Source organism: Limnothrix redekei LRLZ20PSL1 (genome assembly GCF_043235035.1).
Taxonomy (GTDB): domain Bacteria; phylum Cyanobacteriota; class Cyanobacteriia; order CACIAM-69d; family CACIAM-69d; genus CACIAM-69d.
Genome location: NZ_JAZAQF010000059.1, coordinates 210,243 through 234,233, shown reverse-complemented (window position 1 = coordinate 234,233; position 23,991 = coordinate 210,243). Strand labels below are relative to the sequence as shown.

Sequence of the window (23,991 nt, the reverse complement as noted above, 5' to 3'; positions counted from 1 at the left end):
CAATAGCCGATCGATCAAACAGCATGACGGGCAGCCCCACAAGCTGGGAGCTGCCCGCGAATATCTGAAGCGGTGCGATCGCCCCGATCGAACGCCCTTAGCTCACCCCCGCCGGTAAGCGCAGGTTGATCGCCTGAGATTGGATATCGAGCAGGGTTTCACCGTTGTCGGCTAAGTCCACCAACACCCGATCGCCCCCCTTGATCCGACCGGACAAAATCGCCTCCGCCAGGGCATCTTCCAGCAGTTGCGTCACCTTGCGGCGCAGCGGGCGGGCCCCCAAGCTGCTGTCGAAACCCTCATCGGCCACCTTGTCCTTGAATCGATCGCTCGCGGTCAAGCGAATGTCTTGCTCCACCAGCCGACCGGCCACCTGCACCACCAACAGATCGACAATTTGCCGCACTTCCGATTTTTCCAAGGGGCGGAACACCACCACCTCGTCCAAGCGGTTCAGGAACTCGGGGCGGAAGAAGTTTTTCAGCTCATCGGTAATTCGATCGCGGATTGCTTGGTAGCGACCCTCGGCGCTGTCGCTGGCTAGGCCAAAGCCCAGGTTTGCGCCCCCCTTGGCGATCGCCTTGGCTCCCAGGTTGGAGGTCATCACGATCAGCGAATTGCGGAAGCTGACCACCCGCCCTTGGGAATCCGTCAGCCGCCCTTCATCGAGCAACTGCAACATCAGGTTGAACACGTCCGGGTGGGCTTTTTCCACCTCGTCAAACAGCACCAGGCTGTAGGGACGGCGGCGTACCGCTTCCGTGAGCTGGCCGCCGTCGCCGTAGCCGACGAATCCCGGCGGGCTGCCGATTAGCTTTGAGGTGGATTGGGGTTCCATGAATTCGGACATGTCGATCCGAATAATCGACTCATCGGAGCCGAACATGAAGTTGGCCAGGGCTTTGGCCAGTTCCGTTTTGCCCACGCCCGTGGGGCCGAGGAACAGGAAGCTGGCGATCGGGCGCTCCAGATTTCGCAGGCCGGAGCGGGCTCGGCGCAAGGCCTTCGAGACCGCTTCGATCGCCTCGTTTTGCCCAATCAGCCGCTCGTGCAGCTTCGCTTCCAGGTTCAGCAGTTGTCCCACTTCTGCGTCCGAAAGCTGCGTTACCGGTACGCCTGTCCAGAGGCTGACGATTTCAGCGATGTCTTCGGCGGTAATCGTCGGGCGCGGGCGCTCGGTGGCGGGGGCTTGGCGGGCGATCGCCAGTTCTTCGGTGATCACCAATTCCCGATCGCGCAGTTTGGCCGCCGTTTCAAAGTCTTGGTTTTCAACGGCCTGCTCCTTTTCCTCCACGGTTTGGGCCAGTTGCTGCTCCAAATCGCGGATGTGAGCGGGCTTTTTGCCGACGCTGACACGGGCGCGGGAACCGGCTTCGTCGATCAGGTCGATCGCCTTGTCGGGCAAGAACCGATCGGCAATGTAGCGATCGGCCAAGGTGACGGCCGCCGCGATCGCCTCATCGGTCATCAGCACGTTGTGGAAGGTTTCATAGGTGCTGCGGAGGCCGCGCAAAATCTCGATCGCCTCGGCTGGGGTCGGCTCACCCACCTTCACCGGCTGGAACCGCCGCTCCAGGGCCGCATCCCGCTCGATGTATTGCCGGTACTCATCCAACGTCGTCGCCCCCAGGCATTGCAACTGACCGCGCGCCAGGGCCGGCTTCAGCAGGTTGCCCGCCGACAGGCCGCCCTGCATGCCGCCCGCGCCCAGCAAGGTGTGAACTTCATCAATGAACACAATCACGTTGCCGGCCCGCTGCACTTCGCTGACCAGTTCCTTCAGCCGCTCTTCAAAGGCTCCGCGATATTGCGTACCCGCCAGCAGCCGCCCCATATCCAGGGAATAGACTTGCTTATCCAGCAGGGTTTCCGGCACGTCGGCCAGGGCAATCCGCTGGGCCAGTCCTTCCGCGATCGCGGTTTTGCCCACGCCCGGTTCGCCAATCAGGATCGGGTTATTTTTGGTGCGGCGACCGAGGATTTGCACCACGCGCTCAATTTCCCGATCGCGCCCCACCACAGGATCGAGCTTGTCCTCGATCGCCGCCTGGGTCAGGTTGGTGCAGTAGGTGGCCAAAATGTTGCCGCTATCGGTGCGATCGCCCGTGGACTCTCGCCGGGACTCGCCCCGATCGCCCGCGGCCACCGCCGCCGTTTCGCCCAGCAACCGAATCAAGTTGATCCGCAATTGATCAGGATCCACATCCATACTCCGCAGCACCTTCACCGCCGAGTTGTCCCGATCGCGAATGATCGCCAACAGCAAATGCTCCGGAGCCACCACCTTTTGGCCCTGTTGGCGCGCTTCGGCCAAGGCCGCCTCAAACAGGGCCTTCACCTTGGGCGTAAAGGGCACTTCGTCAGGAACCATGCCCGCGCCGCGACCAATCAGCGCTTCCACCCGGGCCCGGGCCCCCTCCAGGGTGACCCCCGCCGCCGCCAACAACTGAGCCGCCGGGCTGGACTGTTCACCCAACAAACCGAGCAGGATTTGCTCACTGCCCACAAGGCGATGACCCAAGCGGCGAGATTCTTCCTGGGCGAGCAAGATGGCTTGGATGGCGCGATCGGTAAAGTACTCAAACATGGTGCAGAGAGGGGCAAGAGGGCAAGATTACGCAGTTGGACGGGGTTGGCTCGTGGTGGCAGAGCAATCACCAAAGGTCATCATGGGCAGATTGCAGTGAGCAGACCAAATGAACAGACCAAATGAACAGACCAAGGGATCCAAATAAGCCAAATACATGGATCCATGGACAGATCCCGGGGATTCGTCATCAACCAAGTCAACAGCCCAACAATGGGCTAGCAACAGGCTCACAGCGGCTCCTTAGCCCCAAATCAGTACCGATGTTTTGAGCTAGGGGGTGGGAAACTGTGAATAAATGTTTACAACCTTAAAACTAATCTAAAGGATTCTGTATGGCCTGGCGCGATCGCGCGGGTACGGGAATTGCGACAAGGGTGGAGGTAATGGGGGGCAAGACCCCTTAGGGAGGTGTTAAAGTGCTGGAATCCAACGGCTGGCATCCCTTCCTGAGCCACGATCGCCCTGGTTGGTGAACAATCCGGCCGGGTTTGATTTCCCCCCAACCGGCCCCAAACCGGCGGCATGAGCCTTGGTTGGGTCGTGATTGGGTTTTGATTGGGTTTTGATGGGGCATTTTTTGATGGGGCATTGATTGGGTTTTGATGGGGCATCGATCTCGCGTTAGTCGTTTTTGATTTACGTCTGCATGTCGATTTACGTCTGCATGTCGATTTACGTCGATCGGCATCCCGATCAAGCCCCAAATGGGCGGGTATGGTGATTCACGATGCATCCTCTGGTCTGGCTGGGCCAAGAACACAGAACACCCATGGGTCAGGTTTCTTTTGATCGTCTCTACCGCTATGCGGAGCTGTCGGAGATTTTGCAGAGCTACGCGGCCGCATTTCCGCAGCTTGTCCAATTGGCATCAATTGGCCGCAGCTACGAGGGCCGGGATATTTGGTTACTAACCATCACCAATCGCGAGACGGGGCCCGATCGCCACAAGCCGGCCCTCTGGGTGGATGGCAATATTCACGCCACGGAGCTTGCGCCCTCAACGGCCTGCCTCTATCTCCTCGACTTTTTGACAAAGCACTACGGCAACGATCCGGACGTTACGCGTTGCTTAGATTCGCGGGTGTTTTATCTTTGTCCGCGCGTGAATCCCGACGGAGCCGAGCTGGCCTTGGCCGATCGCCCCAAATTTGTGCGATCGAGCACTCGACCCTACCCGGGCGATCGGTTGGCGGGCGGCCCCAGCGAACTGCAAATGGAAGATATCGATGGGGACGGGCGGATTCTTTGGATGCGTGTGCCCGACCCCAATGGGGCCTGGAAAGTGTCCGATCGCGATCCCCGATTGTTGGTACGGCGCGACCCGATCGAAACGGGCGGTACTTACTATCGACTGCTGCCGGAAGGCCGGATCGATCGCTACGATGGCGCGACGATCGCCACTCCACCTCCCACGGAAGGCCTCGATCTCAACCGCAACTTCCCGATGCAGTGGCGACCAGAGCCGGAACAGGCCGGCGCGGGTAACTATCCCACCTCGGAGCCGGAAACCCGGGCGATCGCGGACTTCATTGCCCATCACCCCAACCTGAACGCCGCCGTGGCCTTTCACACCTTTGGCGGCCTGTTGTTGCGTCCCTACAGCCACGCCACCGACATGGAATTGCCCCAAGCGGATTGGCTGAATTACCGGGCGATCGGGCAAAAGGGCACAGAACTGACGGACTACCCCGCCACCAGCGTGTTTGAGGGCTACTGCGACCATCCGAAAAATGTGATGACCGGAGCCTTTGACGATTGGTGCTATGAGGAGCGGGGGCTATTTGCCTGGACGGTGGAGCTGTGGAACCTGCCCCAGGCGGCGGGGGTGAAAACGCCGAAGCTGCTGGAATGGCTGGATGACCACCCGATCGAGGAAGATTTGGCGCTGCTGAAGTGGAACGATGAGGTGCTGGACGGGCGCGGCTATGTGGACTGGTACGCCTGGGAGCATCCGCAACTGGGCAAGGTGGAACTGGGCGGCTGGAACCAAATTTGCACCTGGCGCAACCCACCGGCTCACCTGTTGGAGCGAGAAATCGAACGGTTTCCCCGCTGGCTGCTGTGGCAATTGCTGATTTCGCCGCGTCTGGAACCGGTGAAGGCCACGGCGCAATCCTTGGGCGATCGGCTGTTCCAAGTGGAGTGGGTGGTGCAAAACACGGGCTGGTTGCCGACCAATGGCACGCAAAAGGCGATCGAAAAGGGGGCGGTGCAACCCTGCCGCGCGGCGATCGTCCTACCCCCGGGCGCGGAGCTGATCAGCGGTCAACCGGAAGTGAGTTTGGGTCATCTGGCGGGGCGATCGCACCAACCGACCACGCCCTATTACGACCACATGGATCCGACGGACGATCGATCGCGGGTGGTCTGGCTGGTGCGCGGCGAACCGGGAATGGTGGTGGAGCTAACGGCGCGGGGCGATCGGGCAGGCTGGGTACAACAGGCGATCGTCTTGCCGAATTTGTAGATCTTTACAATCTCAGAAACCACGACAGGCTGATGGCTAGACGGGTTTATCGAAGGAACTGCGATTGCCTAGATTGAGAACGTGAGTGATTGGAGGTGGCAACAGGTCGATATTGAGAACGTGAGTGATTGAGGTGGCAACAGGTCGATCGCTAGCAATACACTGACGGACAGGATTGGACTTCTGGCACGCTCATACTTTTTGGGTGACGCTTCTGGTGAAACAAGATGAAGTCTCGAATGCAGCGCAGATTAGAATTTTTCTGTCTTGCGACTGAGATGCCGGAAGCGGGCAGTCTGGCGAACGCGATCAAGGAGCTTGGGTGGCTGTGGTGCTTCCATAACTCTAGTTGCGGCAAAAGCCCTGCAACTGGGCTATTATCCCACGGACGCGAGATAACATAAACGATGCCGGACTTAGATCGCAGTTGCTTGACAACACCCATCTGGAGAAATTTGTCCTGTATATGAGGTCTAATATATAGTTAGGCAGCTTTCACACTCACGCCATTATGAACGTAAAAAATAATCCCACAAAAGAACAGCTGAAGAGTCTCATCGCCGCCCAAGACGATGATGCAGGAGACCACATGCTTTGGGTTTCAACAGATGGCGAGGTGTTTCTCGATACAGTGCCGGAGAGTCTCACACCAGCCGGTCATGCCGAGAGTTTGGCTGGCAGGATGCAGTTCAGGTTGGAGACCATGGCGGCTGGGAATGACTATGTTGGTCCAAAGGCAGCCGAGGACAAGGCGTGGATAGACTGCGTTTATGCTGCGCTCTTGACCAATTACGAGCGAGGAGTCAGAGGATATGTTGACACATTTTGAGCTGCCTAACCAGAGCGCTGCAGCGAACGGCCTCTCCGCCGTCCGTTCGAGCGTCGCGGGAAATCGTGAGCGCACCGAGTAATCTGTAGGGTGGGCAATGCCCACCTATGCTTTTGTACGAAAGGATAAACGCACTCAGGAAAGAGACATCAAAACAGCCTTAGATTTAGCGCAAAACCTATAGGAGGTTTCTATGACGATCGTTCAAACTCATTCTTGGGATGCAGCGGATCATTTGGAAACCAAGGAAGATATTGCTGCTTATTTGGAAGCTGCTCTTGAAGAGGGTGATCCAAGCCTAATCGTGGCAGCGTTGGGAGATGTTGCCCGCTCTAAAGGGATGACCCAGATTGCCCGTGAAACAGGGTTAGGGCGTGAAAGTCTCTACAAGGCTTTGTCACTTGAAGGTAATCCAGAGTTTGCTACGGTTCTCAAAGTTTTACAGGTGCTTGGGTTACGTCTCCATGTTGTGCCCATTGCCTAACACTGCGTTGGTTCTGACGGGCGATCGGGCGGGCTGGGTACAACGGGCGATCGTCTTGCCGAGTTCGTAAATCCTTACAATTTCAGAAGCTTCAACAAACTCATAACTCAAGGATCATGAAACTCATTTTAGTAGATCCCAAACAGGCTTTATGCAAAGCATGGAAAGAAGAATTCCAAAATTTACCTAATGTTGAAATTGTTCAAGGATATTTTGAAAGGCTGGCAGAATTTGATTGCATGGTCAGTGCTGCCAACTCTTTCGGAATGATGGATGGAGGGGTGGACTTAGCAATTGTCAATTTCTTCGGGAAAAGGGTGATGGAAAATGTCCAAGCAGCGATTTTGCGAAATTATCTTGGTGAGCAACCCGTTGGAACTTCCATGATTATAGAAACTGGACATCCACATCATCCCTTTATTGCTCACACCCCAACGATGCGAGTTCCCATGCCTATTGCCCATACTGATCACGTCTATTCAGCCATGTGGGCAATGCTTTTAGCCGTCCATTATCACAATCAAACTTCCAGCCGGAAAATTAATGTTATTGCATGTCCAGGACTTGGGACTACGACGGGTAAAGTCCCTTACGCCGAGGCTGCGCATCAAATGGCAATTGCCTATAAAAACTTTCTATACTCTCCCAAATTTATTGACTGGATTGTAATTACGCGCCGAGCTAAACCAATCAAAACTTACCAAGTTGGCATGGAGTACCACGCTGCTCAAAAGCGAATTTTGCAGGGTGAGTAGCCAGTAGGGTGAGCAATGCCCACCTAAACCTATAGACCATCGATAAAGCCATCAAATCACGCCGCGAGAAGAGGCGATCATTTTTTCAGAATGGATGCTGTCTTGGCTAGACTGACATGGCGTTCCTTAAACCCTACCTAAGAGAAATTATAAGGAGTCACACTTCCCCCAGCCACTTGCCAGCCCGCTTCACCCCTGCGCCAAACCCGCATATAGCGGAAATCTCCCGCAAAAGCATTTCCTAGATACGATCCACTCAAGAAAATATGCGCCGATGCAAGCGCAACATTTTCGCTCAAAGCTCGGATTTCTAGCGCCTTAGACACCAACTCATGAAACTGAGTACTTCCTGTGCGATGTAACTCTAAATCCATCGCCTTAGTCGCTAGCTCGCCAGTCGGCCCAGAAAAGAGCAAATCATCAGCAATAAGCGCGTCCAATTCAGACAGATTAGACGTGCTCATTGCGGCACGCAGTCGCGTTTCACACTCACAAATTTCGGTTTCGATCGCTGAATTCATAGTGACCACAAATGTTTTGATGATGTTTCACGATTAACCATCACTCCTCCTGCGCGGCCAAGGGGTTTTACCCCCTTGGCTGGGATGGGAACGATCGCTATTGCGGTTGTGGATCGCGCCAGAGAATTAGCCGATCGCTCATGGGTTGTAACTGCGTGCCGGGGTAATAGAACTGCAAAATTCGGCTGGCATTCCAACCAAGCTGAGCGAGCTTTTGCGATCCCGCTTGGCTCAGGCCCGCGCCGTGGCCCCAGCCGCCGCCCACAAAGGCATAGCCCCGCAGCGGTTGCGTGCCGCCCCCGATCGGCTCCAGGTAAAACAATGTGCTGCGCGGAGCCATGAAGGCGCTGCGAACCGCATCTTTTTCGAGCACTAGCGGGCCGCGATCGGTTGCGACGGTCAGCTTGCGTACTCGGCCGCCGGGCGATCGCTCCGTCACGGTCAGGCTTTGGACGGTTTTCAGGTTGGCGCAATCGCTGTTTTGGGCCCGGCAATAGCGCTGCAAGCCTTGGGCAATTTCCGGCAGGGTGCTGCTGCGTCGCCAGCGAAAATCGCGCCAACCCAGCTCGTTCCAACCTTGGGCGATCGCCAGGAACTGCCGCAGGTTGCGCTCATCGGACAGGGGCCGCGCCGCCAAGTCCCAAATCGGTTGATGGGCATCGACTACGGGCCGCAGGTAGGGACGATCGGGCCCGTCCCACACATCCGTAAAGTGGGCTGTTACGCCGCCGGAGGTGGAAAAGTAGAGCGCGTCGATCAGCTCGTTTTGATAGGTGAGTACCTGACCGTTGGTGGCAGCGATCGCCCGATCGACCCGGGCCGTGGCCGCTTTCAGGCCGCGATAGACCTGGCAGTGGGTGTCCGCGCAGAGTTGGTAGCCATCGATCGCGAACCGCCGCAAATTCCGCAGGGCATAGGTACGCGCCAAAATCGCCTGGGCTTGCAGGGCGGATTCCGGTGCGCCGGCCCCAATTTCGTAAGGAACCACGCCGCGCAGATAGGTTTCCGTGGGTACAGCATTGACGATTGTGTAGCTGCCATAGGCGTTGCGCTGGAGCTTCAGGGAACCGGCGAATCGATCGCGCCCCACCTCGATCGCCCCTTTGCCCGCCGAAATCTCTAAGCGCTCACTGGCAAAGGATTGACCCCCGATCGCCCCGCTCACCAACAGGTTGCGATCGCGCCGCTGACTAAACAAACTGGGCTGGCCGCCGGTTGTGGCGGGCGGGTTGGCGCGAACGCTATCCAGCAACAACCGCCGCAACAGGGGCTGGTGATAAATTTCCCGCTTGGCCCACACCTGCCAGCGCTCCGACGGTTGGGCCAACTCCACCTGAATCCCGCGCGATCGCCATTGGTTCGCGGCCGCCTCCGCCGTTTCAAAGCTGCGGTAAGTACCCAGCACCACCCGCTCATCAACAACGGGTTCCGGCAAGGGTTGGGCGATCGGCTGCAACACCAAGCGATCGCCCGTCAAGGTTTGGGTGCGATCGAGCAAATCCACTTGCACCGTCAGCCGATCACCCGGTTGCGCCTTCAACTCCAGGGTTCCCGGCTGCTCCCCAAACCGCTGCACAATCCCAATTTGCAGCACCGGATTGGTCGCCGCGATCGCTTCCGGAGCCATCACCCACAGCAGCGCTCCCACCCAAAAAACTTGCCGCATTGTTCCCCTCAAAAACGAACCCATACTAAGTGATTTTACTGATCTCCATTTGCCACAGGTCAAGGGATCAGCAGGCTGCACCCACCCCCCGCAGTCAGGACAATTTGACGTATTGCAACTCAAAATCAATATGACTATGATAAAGACAACCCGATCGTACCCCTTTCTCCAGCTAAAGTCATTTCATGAAGTTGGGTAATTCACCATGGCTGTTTCCACTCCCGTCATTAATATCGGCATTCCCGAAGCCGATCGCGCCAACATCGCCGCCGGCCTCTCCCGCGTCCTGGCCGACACCTACACCCTCTACCTGAAAACCCACAACTTCCACTGGAACGTCACGGGCCCCATGTTCAACACGCTGCACCTGATGTTCGAGGCGCAGTACACCGAACTCGCCCTCGCGGTGGATTTGATTGCGGAACGGATTCGATCGCTCGGATTCCCGGCTCCCGGCAGCTACAGCGAATATGCCAAGCTAACTTCCATTCCCGAGGCTGAGGGCGTTCCCAGCGCCGAGGTGATGATTGCTCAGTTGGTGGAAGGCCAAGAGGCTGTCGTGCGCACGGCGCGGGCGGTGTTCCCCCTGGCCGATGCGGCGAACGATGAACCCACGGCCGATCTGTTGACCCAGCGCTTGCAAATTCACGAAAAGAACGCTTGGATGTTGCGGAGTTTGCTGCAATAGATTCAGCCTTTCGCCCCTCCCGATCGCGCTAAGGGCGATCGACCATCACGCGAGAACCCCGATCCTGCCAGCACTGGATCAGGGTTTTTCGCGTTAGTTTTGAACTAATCCACCTTGACCTATCAGGGCGATCGTCCCTTCTCTGTCCCTCAGGAGATCTCCACCATGCTCCAAAGTCTCGAAATCGAAAACTTCCGCCAGTTTTCCCACTTCACCATCCCAAAACTGGGCCGCATCAACCTGCTCACCGGCAAAAACAACAGCGGCAAAACCTCAGTCCTAGAAGCGATTTACTTGCTCATGACCCAGGAGCATCCCGCCCAGTCCATCGTTAACTTACACATCAATCGTGGCGAAGTTTCTCCTCTTGGTAACTCTGGAGAATATGTAAATTCTAGAGAATACATTGCAGAGATCACCCATCTATTCAATAATCGAAATGTGAACAATGGAGAAGTTGTAAGAATTTTGGGTTTACACCAGGAAGGAACGAAAGAAAGCATTTCTATTCAAATTGATACAAGTCAAAAGGGAGGCTTAAAACTTCATAGTCTTTCCGACATTCGCAAAGAAACTTGGCCAAAACTTCTTCTAGAAAAACAGGATCAAAACTTCGGTTCGCTGTTATATTCAGTTGATATATCTCCAGACTTCAAAATTCCTTTTGATCGATCTCTCTATTCTCAAGATTCTTCTCCATATGATCAGGATCTTGAATTTTTAGTATCAACTGCTTTGAATTCTGAAAAAGTTGCAAAACTTTTTGATGAAATTGTTCTAACACCAAAAGAAGATTTGGTTATAGAGGCAATTCAGATTATTGAGCCAAAAATCAGAAGAATCGCACCTGATCACGGTAAATTTGAAAGAGTTAATCTGAGTTCTAGGCAAGGATTTCTAATTCAGCTTCGTGATGAAAACAACAGAAATCCTATGGGAAGTATGGGAGACGGAATTTGGCGGCTACTTGGCATTGCATTAACGATGGTTAATGCAAAAGGGCAAGTTCTATTAATTGATGAAATTGACACTGGCTTTCACTATAGTGTCATGATTGATCTTTGGAAATTTATCTGGAAAAGTGCCAAAAAGCTAGATATCCAAGTTTTTGCAACAACCCATAGCCGTGATTGCTGGGAAGCTCTGGGAGAACTGATCGAAGCTGAAGAAATTTACGACGATGAAATCATGATTCATCGAATTGATGCGAAGCGCGATCATAGCACCAGCTACGACACAGATAAAATCGTCATTGCTGTTGAAGATCAGGTTGAGGTTCGATAAAGATGAAGTCAGATCGTAATCGGAAAAGATTTCTTTTTGTAGAAGGAAGTAGTGATAAAAATATCACTTCTGAAATTTTAGATATCTATCTTCCACACTGGCAAATTGTTAGTCGTCGAAAAAAGTCAAAGAACCCAATTAAAGATCCACGGATCGACATCATAGATGCAAGGGGAATTAATAATATTACTAGTGAGCGTCTTGCGACTGCTGCAAGCGACTCCAATCTACACTCATTGGGCATTGTCATTGATGCTGACACTAATGCTCAATCTCGATGGGATGGAATCTGTCAGACTTGTAAAGCAGTTGATGAGTTAGATCACATTCCATTCCCTAAGCAAATTCCTAATCAAGGCTTTGTTGAAAAGATTGATAATGATAAAAAATTTGGAATTTGGGTAATACCGGATAATCACTCGCCTGGAATGACGGAAACTCTACTATCTCAGCTTATTCCCAACGATCGCGAAGATTTATGGATACACGTACAAACTTCTGTTAGTCAGGCAAAACAATTAGGTGCAACATTCGACGATAAGCACCTAGATAAAGCACACATCTACACATGGTTGGCTTGGCATCATAAACCCGGTGCATGGCTCAAAACTGGAGAGCGGGCTGTTTTTAATTTTGATCATCCCCAGGTTCATGCCTTTGTGGACTGGCTAAAGACGCTCTATGACTTATGAGCCGGTAATCTGTAGGGCGGGCTTGCACCCCAAAATTGATTCAACTAATTGATTCACAGGATGGATTGGCGCTGTGGCTGACCGGATGCGGATTTGTGTGACGATCGGGACTCGACCGGAAGCGATCAAGATGGCTCCGGTGGCGCGGGCGTTTTTGCAGGATGATCGCTTCGAGACCCAAATTCTGCTGACGGGCCAACATAAGGAAATGGTCGAGCAGGTGATGCGGCTATTTGAGTTGCAGGGCGATCGGGACTTGGCGATTATGCAGCCGGGGCAGACCCTGACGGATATTACCTGTCGTAGCTTGACCGGGTTGGGGGAGCTGTTCGCGGAAATTCAGCCCCACTTGGTGTTGGTGCAGGGTGACACGACGACGGCCTTTGCGGCGGCCCTGGCGGCGTTTTATCAGCAAATTCCCGTGGGGCATGTGGAGGCGGGTTTGCGGACGGACAATCTCTACAGTCCGTTTCCCGAGGAGGCGAATCGGCGGCTGATTTCCCAGGTGACGCAGTTGCACTTTGCGCCGACGGATTTGGCGGTGGTGAATTTGCAGAAGTCGGGGGTGATGGGCGAAATTCACCAAACGGGCAACACGGTGATTGATGCGCTGTTGGCGGTGGCGGCGAAAAATCCGCCTTGCCCGATCGCCTCCCTCGCAGGCACAGCGACGGCCGGGCGATCGCTTGATTGGTCGGCGGGGCCGGTAATTTTGGCAACGGTACATCGTCGGGAAAATTGGGGCGACCCGTTGACTGAAATTGCCGATGGGTTCTTGGGGCTGCTCGATCGCTTCCTGAATCTGTCGCTGGTGTTGCCGCTGCACCGCAACCCGACCGTGCGCGAACCGCTGATCGGCAAGCTGGGATCGCACGATCGCGTGTTTTTGACGGAGCCATTGGACTATTCGGCGTTGATTGGAGCTATGCAGCGATCGACCCTGATTCTTACGGACTCCGGCGGGTTGCAAGAGGAAGCCCCGAGTTTGGGCAAGCCGGTGCTGGTGTTGCGCGACACGACGGAACGGCCCGAGGCGATCGCGGCGGGCACGGCCAAACTGATCGGCACGGCCACGACCGATATTGTGCGGGAAGCGAGCCTTTTGCTAAGCGATCGCGCTGCTTACGAAGCCATGGCCCACGCGGCCAATCCCTTCGGTGATGGTCAGGCGGCAGCACGAATTGTCCAAGCGGTGGCCGCTTGGTTAGCGCGACGATCGGGTTAGGTAGCGGACGGCGCTGAGCGATTCCGGCGCTCTGGAGCGGTTAGCGACCAACAAGAGAGAGCGCCACTGAAAATCACGGCAAATGGGAGCAAGCCAAGTGACCGCAACCATGGCTTGCTCCCATTTTGCTTACGGAAGACCAGGTATGAATCGACACAGTTGTTTACGTTTTCCTGAGTCTAGCGTTGTCAGTCGCGTAATTTTTTTAACCAATGAAAGAGACTCAGTAAATCCTAGTTGAGAACTCATTTCCTGGTGATCAGGCTAGGTGATTTTTTTAACCTATAGAACTAGTTTTTCAATAGTTATTAAGATTTTCCGATCGCGCTGTGGGATCGGTCATTTTAATCGCCATATTTAGAGTATCCTCAAAAGCCCACAGTTCCTTGATCCCCGAGATCAGTTCTGCAATGCGCTGAATTCTGTAGCAGTCAGGGCGGATGGTACTGTTGATGACCGTTTGTCCCCGTTGCATCAGGAGCCTGGTTTCAAAGGCCGTTTCTCAGATCCTTGAGCGAATGGTTATGATTTGATCCCCGCGCTCTCGCGCCGATCGTCTCTTGAGGATCGGCCTCAGGTGCAGCACTGTGACTCCTAGTCCAGATCATGGGTTTAATCATGAACAAATCCATGAATTTGGGGCTGTGCAGATGCCTATTTTTAGGTTGGGTCGTTGACGCACATGGGGCACTTGGGATGGGTAATTTTCTTAAAAAAAGTCATAAAGACCATGGCTAATGCTGTGAATTTATCGGATGCAACCCTGATGGACATTTATGCAGACGCAATGACTTCAGGGGTGCTGACAGAGGATCAATGCGAGCGGCTCCACGAGGCAATGGTGGACAATGACTTGACGGAGCATGAGCAACAGGCGTTGAATCGAATTTTCCATTCGGTTTGGCGAGGATGGCTCCGCTATGGCGATCGCTCCTGAGCGCGCCCCCCGATCGACTCATGTAGCACCGTTGTGGGGTGATCAATTGCGATGGCCCACCCAACGGCTGATGGGATGGATGCTGCAATGGTTCACTCGATCGCGCCCTAGATCGTGTCCTAGGTTGGTGGCGATCGGGTTGGGGTTGCTGTTGGGGTTAAGTTGGCTGCTGGGGTCGGTTGACCTGGCCCGATCGCAGTCGTTGCCGGAGTTGCGCCAACAGCAACAGCAATTGGAGCAGCAACGGCAAACCGTCAAGGAACAGCGGCAAACCGTCCAGCAACAGCAACAGACGACCCAGGAACAGATGAAAACCCTGGAGCAGTCGCTCGATCGCACCGAAGCAGAGTCGGATCGCACCCAAAGCCGTTTGGACAGGGCGGTGGATCAGTTGGCGATTTTGGAGCGGGATTTAGCCCTTGCGGAACAGAACTACCAGCGCAAGCGGTTGGCGATCGTGGCGCGGCTGCGGTTTTTGCAACAACAATCGCCTCAGTGGGGATTGGCGGCGCTGTTGCAAAGCAAGTCGATCGAGCAGTTTTTTGATCATCAACACCGGCTGCAAGCGGTCTATGGAGCCGATCGGCGACAACTGAAGGAACTCGATCGAGCTGCGGATCAGCTCAGTTTGCAGCGCAGTCAGTGGCAAGAACGCCGCCGGGAATTAGCCAGCCTCAGCCAAGATCTGAGCCTGGAGGAGTTGGAATTGCGCCGCCGCACCCAAGCGGAGCAAGCCCGGGCGGCCGCCTTGCGGGCCGACCAAGCCCGTTTGCAAACGGAACAGGCCCAGCTCGATCGGGACTCGGCCAACCTCACGAGCTTGATTCAGCAGCGCATTACCGAACAGCAACAGGCCGAAGCGATCGCCCGTTTAAATCGCATGGCCGCCTTTCGAGTGCCGGGCCAGTTTGGGAGTCTGAATGCCGGTGAACCCAAAATTTTGAAGTTACCGGGCGGCATTTTAGCCACGCCCGTGGACGCGCTCATCACCAGTGGGTTTGGCTGGCGGGTGCATCCCATTTTGGGCTACGGCCGACAGCACAATGGGATTGATTTTGGGGCAGCCCATGGAACAACGGTGCGATCGGCCCATGGCGGAACCGTGGTGGTGGCCGGCTCGTTTGGGGGCTATGGCAACACGGTGGTGATCGATCGGGGCGATGGCCTATCCACCCTCTATGGTCACAACAGCGAACTGTATGTGCGGGTGGGGCAAACGGTGCAGAAGGGCGAGGCGATCGCCGCCGTTGGTTCCACGGGGCTGTCCACGGGGCCCCACTTGCATTTTGAAGTGCGGGAAAATGGCGACCCAGTGGATCCAGTGCCCTACCTGCGATAGAGCTGTTGATTAACGCTGTTGATTAACACTCTTGATTAACGCTGTTGGTTAACCCAGATCGAGGGTTGGGGCCGCAGCGCGATCGACTCTGTTCAGCTCGCCCCCAGAGCCGCAAGGCGATCGAGCAACGGTTGGGCCGCCGTTTCCAGATCCTGACCAAAGGACAACACCCCATCCTCATGACCCGCCATCACCAAAATGCGGCATTCCGGTAAGGGGCTTTCGGTAAACAGCCGCGCCATTTCCCGGGCCATGTCTGGTGTGCCGTAGGGAACCGTTGCCCGAGTGGTGGGCAGGCGATCGCGCTCTTGATTCCAGAGGGCGGGACAGTGACCGTGAATAATCGCCCGAATGTTTGGATCCAGTTGGTAGATGGCCGCATGGGTCAGGGATTCCGAAGAGGCGCAGATCGGCCCCCAGCAGTGAAGCCAGTTGCGATCGATCTCCCAGCGATCGACCAGGGTGTAATGCTCGAGGCCAGTGCTAGTGAGGTGGCCCGTTTGCGTACCGGAGATCAAAAATCGATCGATCCCCAGACGAATGCTGAGGTTGCCGTAGCCAATACCGTTGGGATATACCCCGATCGCCCCACACTGAAACAGTCGATCACGCCAGGTGATCAGCGCCTGCAACGCCACAGGATCAAGGGCGATCGGGGGAGCCTGCTGCCAATCGCAGGCAAATTTAATTACGCCCTCATCCATGGTTTTGGGCTCCCTGTTCGGGAAACAGACCCAGCAAGCCCGCTTCGGAGGCCGCGCAAAGGCCGCGCTCGGTAATCAACCCCGTGACCAGCCGGGCCGGGGTCACATCAAACCCATAGTTCGCCGCCGGAGAGGCTTCTGGGCAAATCAGCACAGAGGCGATCGCTCCCGATTCCGTGCGGCCGTCCATATATTTCACTTCCCGATCGCTCCGCTGTTCGATCGGAATTTCCCGCACCCCGTCCCGCAATGTCCAGTCGATCGTGGAAGACGGCAGCGCCACATAAAACGGCAGATCATTATCTTTGGCGGCCAAGGCCTTCAGGTAAGTGCCGATTTTGTTGGCCACATCGCCACAGCGTGTGGTGCGATCGCTCCCCACAATCACCAAATCCACCAAACCATGCTGCATCAGGTGGCCGCCCGTGTTGTCCGCAATCAGGGTATGGGGCACGCCATGTTGGCCCAACTCCCAAGCGGTCAGCTTTGCGCCCTGGTTGCGTGGGCGAGTTTCATCCACCCACACATGGAGCGGAATCCCCTGATCAAAGGCTTGATAGATGGGAGCGGTGGCGGTTCCCCAGTCCACGCAGGCCAGCCAGCCCGCATTGCAGTGCGTCAGCACATTCACAGGGCGGCCGGTTTGGGCATAGATGTCTGCAATCAGGCGTTGGCCGTGGTGACCAATTTGGGCGCATTGCTGCACATCGGCCTCGATGATTTCGGCGGCCCGCAGCCGCAGCCGATCGAACGCGGCCGCCCCGGACTGACAATCGGCTACTGCTGCCAACTGCTGAGCGATCGCCCAGTGGAGGTTCACGGCCGTGGGCCGCGTTTTCAGTAGCCGTTGGGCCGCCTCCGCGATCGCCCCCTGAAAGTCCGCAGTCGATCGCGCCGCCATGCCCGCCAGGGCCATCCCCACCGCCGCCGTGGCTCCAATCAGCGGCGCACCGCGCACCACCATCTCCTCAATGGCCCAAGCCGCCGTTTCCAAATCCGGCAGCGGTTGCCAAACCAGTTGATGGGGCAATTGCCGTTGGTCAATCACCGCCACCGCTTCCGGGCGATCGGGATCAAACCGAATGGTTCGGGTCACAACACCAGCAATTTTCATGAACCACCACCACAATCCAAAGGGCGATTGTCATCTTGGCATTGAGGGTTGGCCTTGCTCAAGCCAAGGGCAAATCAACAGCCGGGAGAACCCATCGGCAACTATTTCACCTCCGGATGCGGAAACAGCGTCGTGGCAGGCTGAAATTGATTGATTTGGTGAATTAACTGGTGCAACCGACCCAAATCCCGTTGGTTAAACGTCATCACCAAGCGCGGCAACCCCACCGTAGGGCTGTTGCGTTCTGCGGGCAGGGCGGCGGATTTTTCGATCGCCCCACTGACCAAAATGTCACTGAAGGTTTCGTTTAGTTTTGCCAACCACTCATCCGACAGTTCCGTTCGCAATCGCAACACCAGCCGATCGCCCACATAGCGACTGGAATGATAAATCCGATAGAAGTCGGCAATGTAGTCACAGGCGGCGGCTGGGCGATCGGTCATGAAGTACAAATTCAAATCTTCGGGGCTGATCAGGCCACGGCGCAGCAGGTGGTCACGATGGTAGGTTTCCCAGGTTTGCCAATAGTCTCCACCGGGGCGATCGAGCAGCACAATGGGAGCCGGGCCAAACTTGCCCGTTTGCGACAGCGTGAGGCACTCAAACGCCTCATCCTGTGTGCCAAAGCCCCCGGGAAACAGCGCCACCGCATCGCTTTCGCGCAAGAAGAATAGCTTGCGCGTAAAGAAATACTTGAAGTTCACCAGCTTGGGATCTCCGTCAATGTGGGGATTGGAGGTTTGCTCAAAGGGCAATTGGATATTGAGGCCAAAGGATTTTTCCCGGCCGGCCCCCTCATTGGCCGCCTGCATAATGCCCGGGCCGGCTCCCGTGATGGCCATGAAGCCCCGGGCCGTGATGCAACGGGCAAAGGTCAAGGCCGCTTCATATTCCGGCTCTTGCTCAGGCGTGCGGGCCGACCCAAAAATGGCCACCTTCCGTACATGGCGATAGGGATAGAACACCTCGATCGCCCGTTGCATATCGATCAGCGCACCGTTCAGGATTTTCCAATCCAGGCGATCGGCGTTGCTGTCGGCCAATTCCAAAACAGTTTCAAGGGCTAATTGCACCAGGCCGCTGTTGGGAAGGGTTTCCAGGCGATCAAGCAAATCCACCATCTGATGGCGTAACCGTTCTCCACTGTTGCGACGGTCTACGGATAATGACGAAAAGGCCACAGTCCCTCCCTGGCTTGCTTGGGCCAGCGCAATCTGTCTTTTCTTCAATATCTCACTGCACGATCCCCAGCGATCCCTCCCTTAAATTGCCGTTAACGTTGCTTCTGTGCCCATGAGTCATCACTGACCCAAGTCGCTCAAAGGAATCGAAAACGGGACAAAGCAGGGCAAAACAGGGCAAAGCATTCCAAAACAAAAGAACCTGGCTTGGCCAGGTTCTTCACACTTAGCGGGTTTCAGGGACTTTAAAAACGTCTCTTGAAGGTTTTTAAATCGTTTTCAACACCCTGAGGGAACGCCAAACTGCTCGCAATGGGAGCGATCGAATGGGGCCGGTTCAATGACTGATCAGGAATTTTGAGTCAGTCGGAGTTCGTTCAAATGAATTTGAACGAATTTGAATCAAGCTGGACTGACCCAGAGGTCACCCCTTGGCTCTGCTCTAATCGATGTACTTGGCAAGTGTGCCGGCCAACGTAGTTTTCGGCACTGCGCCCACAACCATATCCACGCGATCGCCACCCTTGAAAATCATGAGGGTAGGAATGCTGCGGATACCGTACTGGCTTGCAATGCCAGGGTTTTCATCGGTATTCAGCTTCACAACCTTCACTTTTTTGTCAAATTCTTGGGCAATTTCATCAACCACCGGCGCTACCATCCGACAAGGCCCGCACCAGGGTGCCCAGAAATCTACCAATACTGGGACTGTGCTTTGGAGCACTTCTGCCTCGAAGTTTGCGTCGGTAACTGCCGTTGCTGCCGCCATGCTGACCTATCCTCTAAACCGTTACTAAATCAGTCTTTTGACTCAGACCAATCTTGACATCTTTCCTCGGCCAAAACATGGAAAATTTCCCAAAGCCAAGGTTAGTTCCTGAACCGCCGTTACCCCGTCTAGACAAGTCCTTGGGGGGCCCGGCACGCCATACTCGATACGAGGCAAATCCAGATTACCACAAGCAAAACTCCAGCTCTGACGATTTGACCGATCGCTCAGAAACTTTACGAGATCGGGTACGAGATCGCGGCGAATCAAGCGAAATCACAGCGGAACCACTGGGGATCCGGCCTGTTTCGGGGTTGCGCTTGGGCGATCGCTGATGATGGCTAAGTTGGGGCCCGATCAGGTCGGAGAACCTAGCGATTGCTCCAATCCCGATCGGGCGATCGGCTTTGTTGTTGGCCAAGCAATTTTGCCCATTGCCTGCATCAGCCGCCTGTATTAGCTACCTGCGTTAGTCGCCACAGCGAGACCAATCCCTCAGCCAGCCAGCCTTGGGTTAGTCGGCCTTCTTGCCCTTGCCCTTCTTGGCCGCGCCCTTTTTACCGGCTGCTTCGGTGTCGTCGCTGTCGTCGGTGTCGTCGCTGTCGGTGTCAGGGTCGGCGGCGCTCTCAGCGGTCACGTCAACCGTGGCTTCAGCGGCGGGGGTTTCCTCCGCTTCGGTTGCTTCGGTTGCTTCGGTTGCTTCCAACTCTTCCGCCTGGCTCAGGGAACCGGGTTCCAGCAGCTCAAAGCTGTTGTTTTCCTTCAACCAAGTCAACACCTTACCCCGGTACAGGTCTTCGTAAACCACGGATTCCAACCGAGCGCGATCGACCTTTTGGCCAGAAAGGGCAGCCTTCAACTCCTTCGCGCGGGCTTGCACTTCCTCATCGCTGACCTCGATCGACTCCTGGCGACCCACAGCCCGCAGCACCAAATCCGTCTTCACCTGCCGAACGGCATCCGGGCGCGCCGTTTGCTGCATGTTGGCCATCAGTTCATCGTTCATGAACTTGCGCACATCAATGCCCTGGTTTTGCAGTTGATACATGGACTGGTTCACAATCCCGCGTACCTCTTGCTGCACCAGGCTTTCGGGCAAATCCACATCCACATTGTCAATCAAGGCGGCAATCAGGGCTGCTTCCTTGTTCTGCTCGGTTTGCTCGTCGGCTTCCTTTTGGTACTGGGACTCAAAATCAGCCCGTAGATCCGCCAGGGTTTCGTATTTGCTGATCGACTTGATGAACTCGTCAGTCAGCTCGGGCAGCTCGCGCTCTTTGATGTCATGCAGGGTGATTTCAAAGGTGACTTCGCGATCTTGCAGGTCTTCGCGGCCGTAATCGGCCGGGAAGCGCACGGTGATCGACTTGCTCTCACCGGCATTCATGCCCACGATCCCATCCACAAAGCCGGGGATGAATTTCTTCTGATCCAAATCCACTTGGAAATCCGTCGCTTCCAGACCGGAGAGATCTTCCGGATCGGTCTTGCCTTCTTCGGGGGTGAGGGTTCCTTTGTAGTCAATCACCACGGCATCACCCAACTGGGCCGGGCGACCTTCCACGGGAATCAAGTCAGCGGAGGATTCCCGTTGCTGTTCCAGGATCCGATCGACCCGGCTGGGATCGGGATCAACGCGCTCGGACTGGACGGTCAAACCGCTGTAGGGGGGCAGGTCAATATCGGGAACCACATCCAGTTTGACCGCAAAGGTCAGGGTTTGGCCCGGCTCAAACTTCGAGAACAGTTCCTCTTCGGAGGAGGTGATTTGGGCTTGGCCGGCGGGTTCGATTTTTTCTTGCTTGATGGCGGCTTTTACGCCCGCTTCCACCAACTCATCCAGACTGGCGGCCTTGAGGGCGGCGGGGCCAATTTGCTGAATCAACACGGCGCGGGGCACTTTGCCCTTGCGGAACCCAGGAAGTTTGACGGCTTTGGCGTACTTACTGAGGGTGTCTTCGTAGACCTTGGCCGACAGTTCAGCGGGCACTTCGATCGTGAGGCTAACCTGACTGGCGGACAGTTTTTCCTGGGTGACTTTCATGGATGATCCAACAACTGACAAACAACTGACAAAACGAAACGGACTCAACGAAACTTGCAACACAAGCTGGCCATAGCCAGGCCTATAACCGAGCGACGCGCGGCGCTGGCATAGTGCTGCGGCATCGTGCTGAAGCGAGGTGCGACGTTGACGGGCAAGCTACGCCAGATGAACCGCAATAGACTATCCTAGCTGAAATGCGCCCCTCTGCATGGGCAATTGAGTTGGCTAGTTTTTGGCGTTCCTGGGGAGAGAAGACCTTGGCTGGATATCGCGTCGCCATTTTGGGCGCTACGGGCGCTGTGGGTACGGAGCTGCTGCAATTGCTAGAAGAACGGCAGTTCCCGATCGCAGAACTGAAGTTGCTGGCTTCGGCGCGATCAGCCGGCCAGACCTGTACCTTTGGCGGCGAAACCCTGACCGTGGAAGCCACCACCGCCGAAGCCTTCAAGGGTGTGGATATTGTCCTGGCCTCGGCCGGGGGCAGCACCTCCAAGGCTTGGATTGACACGATCGTGGCCGCTGGAGCCGTGACGATCGACAATTCCAGCGCCTTTCGGATGCGGCCCGATGTGCCCCTGGTTGTGCCCGAGGTGAACCCCGACGCGGCAGCCAATCACGAAGGAATCATCGCCAACCCCAACTGCACCACGATTCTGATGGCCGTGGCCACTTGGCCCTTGCACTTGGTGCAACCGATTCAGCGGATTGTGGCCGCCACCTACCAATCGGCCAGCGGCGCGGGCGCTCGGGCCATGGAAGAGGTGAAGGTACAATCGCGGGCGATTTTGGATGGGGGCGAGCCGGTGGCGGAAATTTTGCCCTATCCCTTGGCCTTTAACCTGTTCCCGCACAATTCGCCCCTGGGCCCCAATGGCTATTGCGAGGAAGAAATGAAAATGGTGAACGAAACCCGCAAGATCTTCGGCACCGAAGCCGTGCGGGTGACGGCCACTTGCGTGCGCGTGCCGGTGTTGCGGGCTCACTCGGAGGCGCTGAATCTGGAATTTGCGGAGCCGTTCTCGGTCGATCGCGCCCGTGAGATCCTGAAATCGGCGGCCGGTGTGACCCTGCTGGAAGATTGGGAGCGCAACTACTTCCCGATGCCGATCGATGCTAGTGGCAAGGACAACGTGTTGGTGGGTCGGATTCGCCAAGACATTTCCAACCCCAATGCGATCGACCTGTGGCTCTGTGGCGATCAAATTCGCAAGGGTGCGGCCCTGAATGCGGTGCAAATCGCGGAACTGCTGGTGGAAAAAGGCTGGGTGAAACGCAAATCCGCCCGTTAAAGCAACAGGTAAATCAAGGGGCAGGTCAAGTGTAGACAAGGGGCTGAAGCCCCTTGCCCCCTCACGGTGCGATCGCGGTGGGGGCGTGATCGGTTTTCTGGGCGATCGCGCCTTGGCCACCGCGCTAAGATGATCCCGGCTGCGCCCCACTCGATGAAGGCTGAATCGGCCAACTCCCAAGCTGTTTCTGGTTTCCAGTGCTATGTTCACGATCGAAGTTGCTCTCAAGAGTTCGCCCGCCACGTTTTCGGTGCAGCGCAAGAATGCGGAAGATGCAGAAGCGCTCTATGCGGAGATTTTGGGTTTTGTGCAATCGGGTCAGGCCCAATGGCTTGATTTGACCTGTGAAAAAATGGTGGGCAAGAAAATTTCTATCCTGACCAGCGAAGTGGTGGCTGTGCAAATCAGCGATAAGTCTGGCGCAGCCCAAGCGGGTGGCCGGACGGCCGGTTTCTTGGCCGCCGCCACGGGCGCAACCAACTAAGTCTGCCGTGATCGATCCAATCGCCACTCAACCAGACAAGGGGCTTAAGCCCCTTGCTCCTCAACGGATTTGAGCACCATCATGCTGGTTCGTTGGGTTGAGGTTGCCCTGTGATTGGATCGGTCTTGCGGACGGTTCAACATCTCTATCGCGCACTGTTAAGGACGATCGCCCCCATGCAAGGCCAGCCCAAACCGGATGAGCGGGGATTGTTCCCAAACGATCGGGCGACGGAACCAGCGATCGCGGTGCGGCAGGTCTCGTTCCAGTGGGCAACCGATAAACCCGTCCTGAAAAACTGTTCCCTGAGCGTGCCCGCCGGGGAATTTTGGATGTTGCTGGGAACCAATGGCAGCGGTAAATCAACCCTGATGCAGCTCTTGGCGGGGTTGAACCAACCGAGCGCGGGCGAGGTGTTGTTGCGGCGGCCCGTGGGCTTTGTGTTCCAAAATCCCGATCGCCAATTGGTGATGCCCACGGTGGGGGCAGATGTGGCCTTTGGGTTAGCTGAAGAGAATTTGTCGGCGATCGAAACGCGCGATCGAATCCGCAACGCCCTGGCTGAACTCAATATTTTGGACTTAGAACGCCGCCCGATCTACGCCCTCAGTGGCGGCCAAAAGCAACGGGTGGCCATTGCCGGAGCGATCGCCACCCGTTGCGAAGTCTTGTTGCTCGATGAACCCACCGCCCTGCTCGACCCCGACAGTCAATTGGACTTGGTGCGCTGTGTGCGGCAGTTGGTGGACGATCGGGGAATTACGGCCCTGTGGGTGACCCATCGCCTCGAAGAACTGGACTATTGCGATGGGGCTTTTTTGCTGGAAAACGGACGGGTGGTGGCCGCCGGCAAACCAGCGGCCATGCGCGATCGGCTCCTGACCGGCAAGCAGACCAATCGCCATCCTTAATTGATCAACTTCAGC

Annotated in this window: 22 protein-coding genes; 14 read left to right on the top strand and 8 right to left on the bottom strand. The window is 55.9% G+C overall.

Annotated features, from left to right (window positions below; genetic code table 11):
- Positions 1-97: 97 nt before the first annotated feature.
- Entirely contained in the window at positions 98-2,587 is a 2,490-nt protein-coding gene (locus VPK24_RS10735; RefSeq protein ID WP_393013023.1) for an ATP-dependent Clp protease ATP-binding subunit, read from the bottom strand.
- Positions 2,588-3,359: 772 nt separating this feature from the next.
- On the opposite strand from VPK24_RS10735, the gene VPK24_RS10730 reads away from it, so the two are divergent.
- The 4 genes from VPK24_RS10730 to VPK24_RS10715 all read left to right on the top strand — a co-directional run bounded on the left by VPK24_RS10730 (position 3,360) and on the right by VPK24_RS10715 (position 7,125).
- The gene (locus tag VPK24_RS10730; RefSeq protein WP_393013020.1) at positions 3,360-5,057 is read left to right on the top strand and encodes a M14 family metallopeptidase; all 1,698 of its coding nucleotides are present in this window, start codon (positions 3,360-3,362) and stop codon (positions 5,055-5,057) included.
- A 511-nt stretch (positions 5,058-5,568) separates the two neighbouring features.
- The gene (locus tag VPK24_RS10725) at positions 5,569-5,886 is read left to right on the top strand and encodes a hypothetical protein (RefSeq protein ID WP_393013018.1); all 318 of its coding nucleotides are present in this window, start codon (positions 5,569-5,571) and stop codon (positions 5,884-5,886) included.
- A gap of 193 nt (positions 5,887-6,079) precedes the next feature.
- A complete protein-coding gene (locus VPK24_RS10720) occupies positions 6,080-6,370 on the top strand; it encodes an addiction module antidote protein (RefSeq protein WP_393013015.1) in 291 nt (96 codons plus the stop codon).
- A gap of 116 nt (positions 6,371-6,486) precedes the next feature.
- A complete protein-coding gene (locus VPK24_RS10715) occupies positions 6,487-7,125 on the top strand; it encodes a macro domain-containing protein (RefSeq protein WP_393013012.1) in 639 nt (212 codons plus the stop codon).
- Positions 7,126-7,262: 137 nt separating this feature from the next.
- Here the strand turns inward: VPK24_RS10715 and VPK24_RS10710 are convergent, their stop codons facing one another.
- Positions 7,263-7,646: a nuclear transport factor 2 family protein gene (locus tag VPK24_RS10710; protein WP_393013009.1), complete on the bottom strand. Its 384-nt coding sequence runs from the start codon at positions 7,644-7,646 to the stop codon at positions 7,263-7,265.
- 97 nt (positions 7,647-7,743) lie between these two features.
- Positions 7,744-9,312, bottom strand: coding sequence for a SpoIID/LytB domain-containing protein (locus VPK24_RS10705; RefSeq protein ID WP_393013007.1), 1,569 nt, complete (start codon positions 9,310-9,312; stop codon positions 7,744-7,746).
- A 205-nt stretch (positions 9,313-9,517) separates the two neighbouring features.
- Here VPK24_RS10705 and VPK24_RS10700 point away from each other — a divergent pair, with 205 nt between their 5' ends.
- The 6 genes from VPK24_RS10700 (at position 9,518) to VPK24_RS10675 (ending at position 15,477) form a co-directional block, all read left to right on the top strand.
- Positions 9,518-10,000 (top strand): Dps family protein, encoded by a 483-nt coding sequence (locus VPK24_RS10700; protein ID WP_393013004.1) that lies wholly within the window; start codon positions 9,518-9,520, stop codon positions 9,998-10,000.
- A gap of 114 nt (positions 10,001-10,114) precedes the next feature.
- Positions 10,115-11,284, top strand: coding sequence for an AAA family ATPase (locus tag VPK24_RS10695; protein WP_393013001.1), 1,170 nt, complete (start codon positions 10,115-10,117; stop codon positions 11,282-11,284).
- A gap of 2 nt (positions 11,285-11,286) precedes the next feature.
- A complete protein-coding gene (locus tag VPK24_RS10690; protein ID WP_393012999.1) occupies positions 11,287-11,976 on the top strand; it encodes a DUF3226 domain-containing protein in 690 nt (229 codons plus the stop codon).
- An 85-nt stretch (positions 11,977-12,061) separates the two neighbouring features.
- Positions 12,062-13,201, top strand: a complete 1,140-nt coding sequence (wecB, locus tag VPK24_RS10685; protein WP_393013209.1) for a non-hydrolyzing UDP-N-acetylglucosamine 2-epimerase — start codon at positions 12,062-12,064, stop codon at positions 13,199-13,201.
- Between the two features lie 766 nt (positions 13,202-13,967).
- Complete coding sequence (locus tag VPK24_RS10680; RefSeq protein WP_393012996.1) at positions 13,968-14,138, top strand: hypothetical protein; 171 nt, start codon at positions 13,968-13,970, stop codon at positions 14,136-14,138.
- Positions 14,122-15,477: a murein hydrolase activator EnvC family protein gene (locus tag VPK24_RS10675; RefSeq protein WP_393012993.1), complete on the top strand. Its 1,356-nt coding sequence runs from the start codon at positions 14,122-14,124 to the stop codon at positions 15,475-15,477. The genes VPK24_RS10680 and VPK24_RS10675 overlap by 17 nt, the downstream gene beginning before the upstream one ends.
- A gap of 92 nt (positions 15,478-15,569) precedes the next feature.
- Here the strand turns inward: VPK24_RS10675 and VPK24_RS10670 are convergent, their stop codons facing one another.
- The 4 genes from VPK24_RS10670 to trxA all read right to left on the bottom strand — a co-directional run bounded on the left by VPK24_RS10670 (position 15,570) and on the right by trxA (position 19,245).
- Positions 15,570-16,181 carry a class II aldolase/adducin family protein gene (locus tag VPK24_RS10670; RefSeq protein ID WP_393012990.1) on the bottom strand — a complete coding sequence of 204 codons (612 nt, stop codon included), beginning with the start codon at positions 16,179-16,181 and terminating at the stop codon, positions 15,570-15,572.
- A complete protein-coding gene (gene mtnA / locus VPK24_RS10665) occupies positions 16,174-17,295 on the bottom strand; it encodes an S-methyl-5-thioribose-1-phosphate isomerase (RefSeq protein WP_393012987.1) in 1,122 nt (373 codons plus the stop codon). Before mtnA ends, VPK24_RS10670 begins: the two co-directional genes overlap by 8 nt.
- Positions 17,296-17,396: 101 nt before the next feature.
- On the bottom strand, positions 17,397-18,416 hold the full coding sequence (locus VPK24_RS10660) for an LOG family protein (protein ID WP_393013206.1): 1,020 nt from the start codon (positions 18,414-18,416) through the stop codon (positions 17,397-17,399).
- A 502-nt stretch (positions 18,417-18,918) separates the two neighbouring features.
- Positions 18,919-19,245, bottom strand: coding sequence for a thioredoxin (trxA, locus tag VPK24_RS10655; RefSeq protein ID WP_393012984.1), 327 nt, complete (start codon positions 19,243-19,245; stop codon positions 18,919-18,921).
- A gap of 334 nt (positions 19,246-19,579) precedes the next feature.
- Here trxA and VPK24_RS10650 point away from each other — a divergent pair, with 334 nt between their 5' ends.
- The gene (locus tag VPK24_RS10650; protein WP_393012981.1) at positions 19,580-19,705 is read left to right on the top strand and encodes a hypothetical protein; all 126 of its coding nucleotides are present in this window, start codon (positions 19,580-19,582) and stop codon (positions 19,703-19,705) included.
- A 54-nt stretch (positions 19,706-19,759) separates the two neighbouring features.
- Here the strand turns inward: VPK24_RS10650 and tig are convergent, their stop codons facing one another.
- Positions 19,760-21,289 (bottom strand): trigger factor, encoded by a 1,530-nt coding sequence (tig, locus tag VPK24_RS10645; protein WP_393012978.1) that lies wholly within the window; start codon positions 21,287-21,289, stop codon positions 19,760-19,762.
- A 260-nt stretch (positions 21,290-21,549) separates the two neighbouring features.
- Here tig and VPK24_RS10640 point away from each other — a divergent pair, with 260 nt between their 5' ends.
- The 3 genes from VPK24_RS10640 to VPK24_RS10630 all read left to right on the top strand — a co-directional run bounded on the left by VPK24_RS10640 (position 21,550) and on the right by VPK24_RS10630 (position 23,976).
- Positions 21,550-22,581: an aspartate-semialdehyde dehydrogenase gene (locus VPK24_RS10640; protein ID WP_393012975.1), complete on the top strand. Its 1,032-nt coding sequence runs from the start codon at positions 21,550-21,552 to the stop codon at positions 22,579-22,581.
- Positions 22,582-22,783: 202 nt separating this feature from the next.
- On the top strand, positions 22,784-23,065 hold the full coding sequence (locus VPK24_RS10635; RefSeq protein ID WP_099533114.1) for a hypothetical protein: 282 nt from the start codon (positions 22,784-22,786) through the stop codon (positions 23,063-23,065).
- A 176-nt stretch (positions 23,066-23,241) separates the two neighbouring features.
- Complete coding sequence (locus tag VPK24_RS10630) at positions 23,242-23,976, top strand: energy-coupling factor ABC transporter ATP-binding protein (RefSeq protein ID WP_393013203.1); 735 nt, start codon at positions 23,242-23,244, stop codon at positions 23,974-23,976.
- The last annotated feature ends 15 nt before the right edge of the window (positions 23,977-23,991 follow it).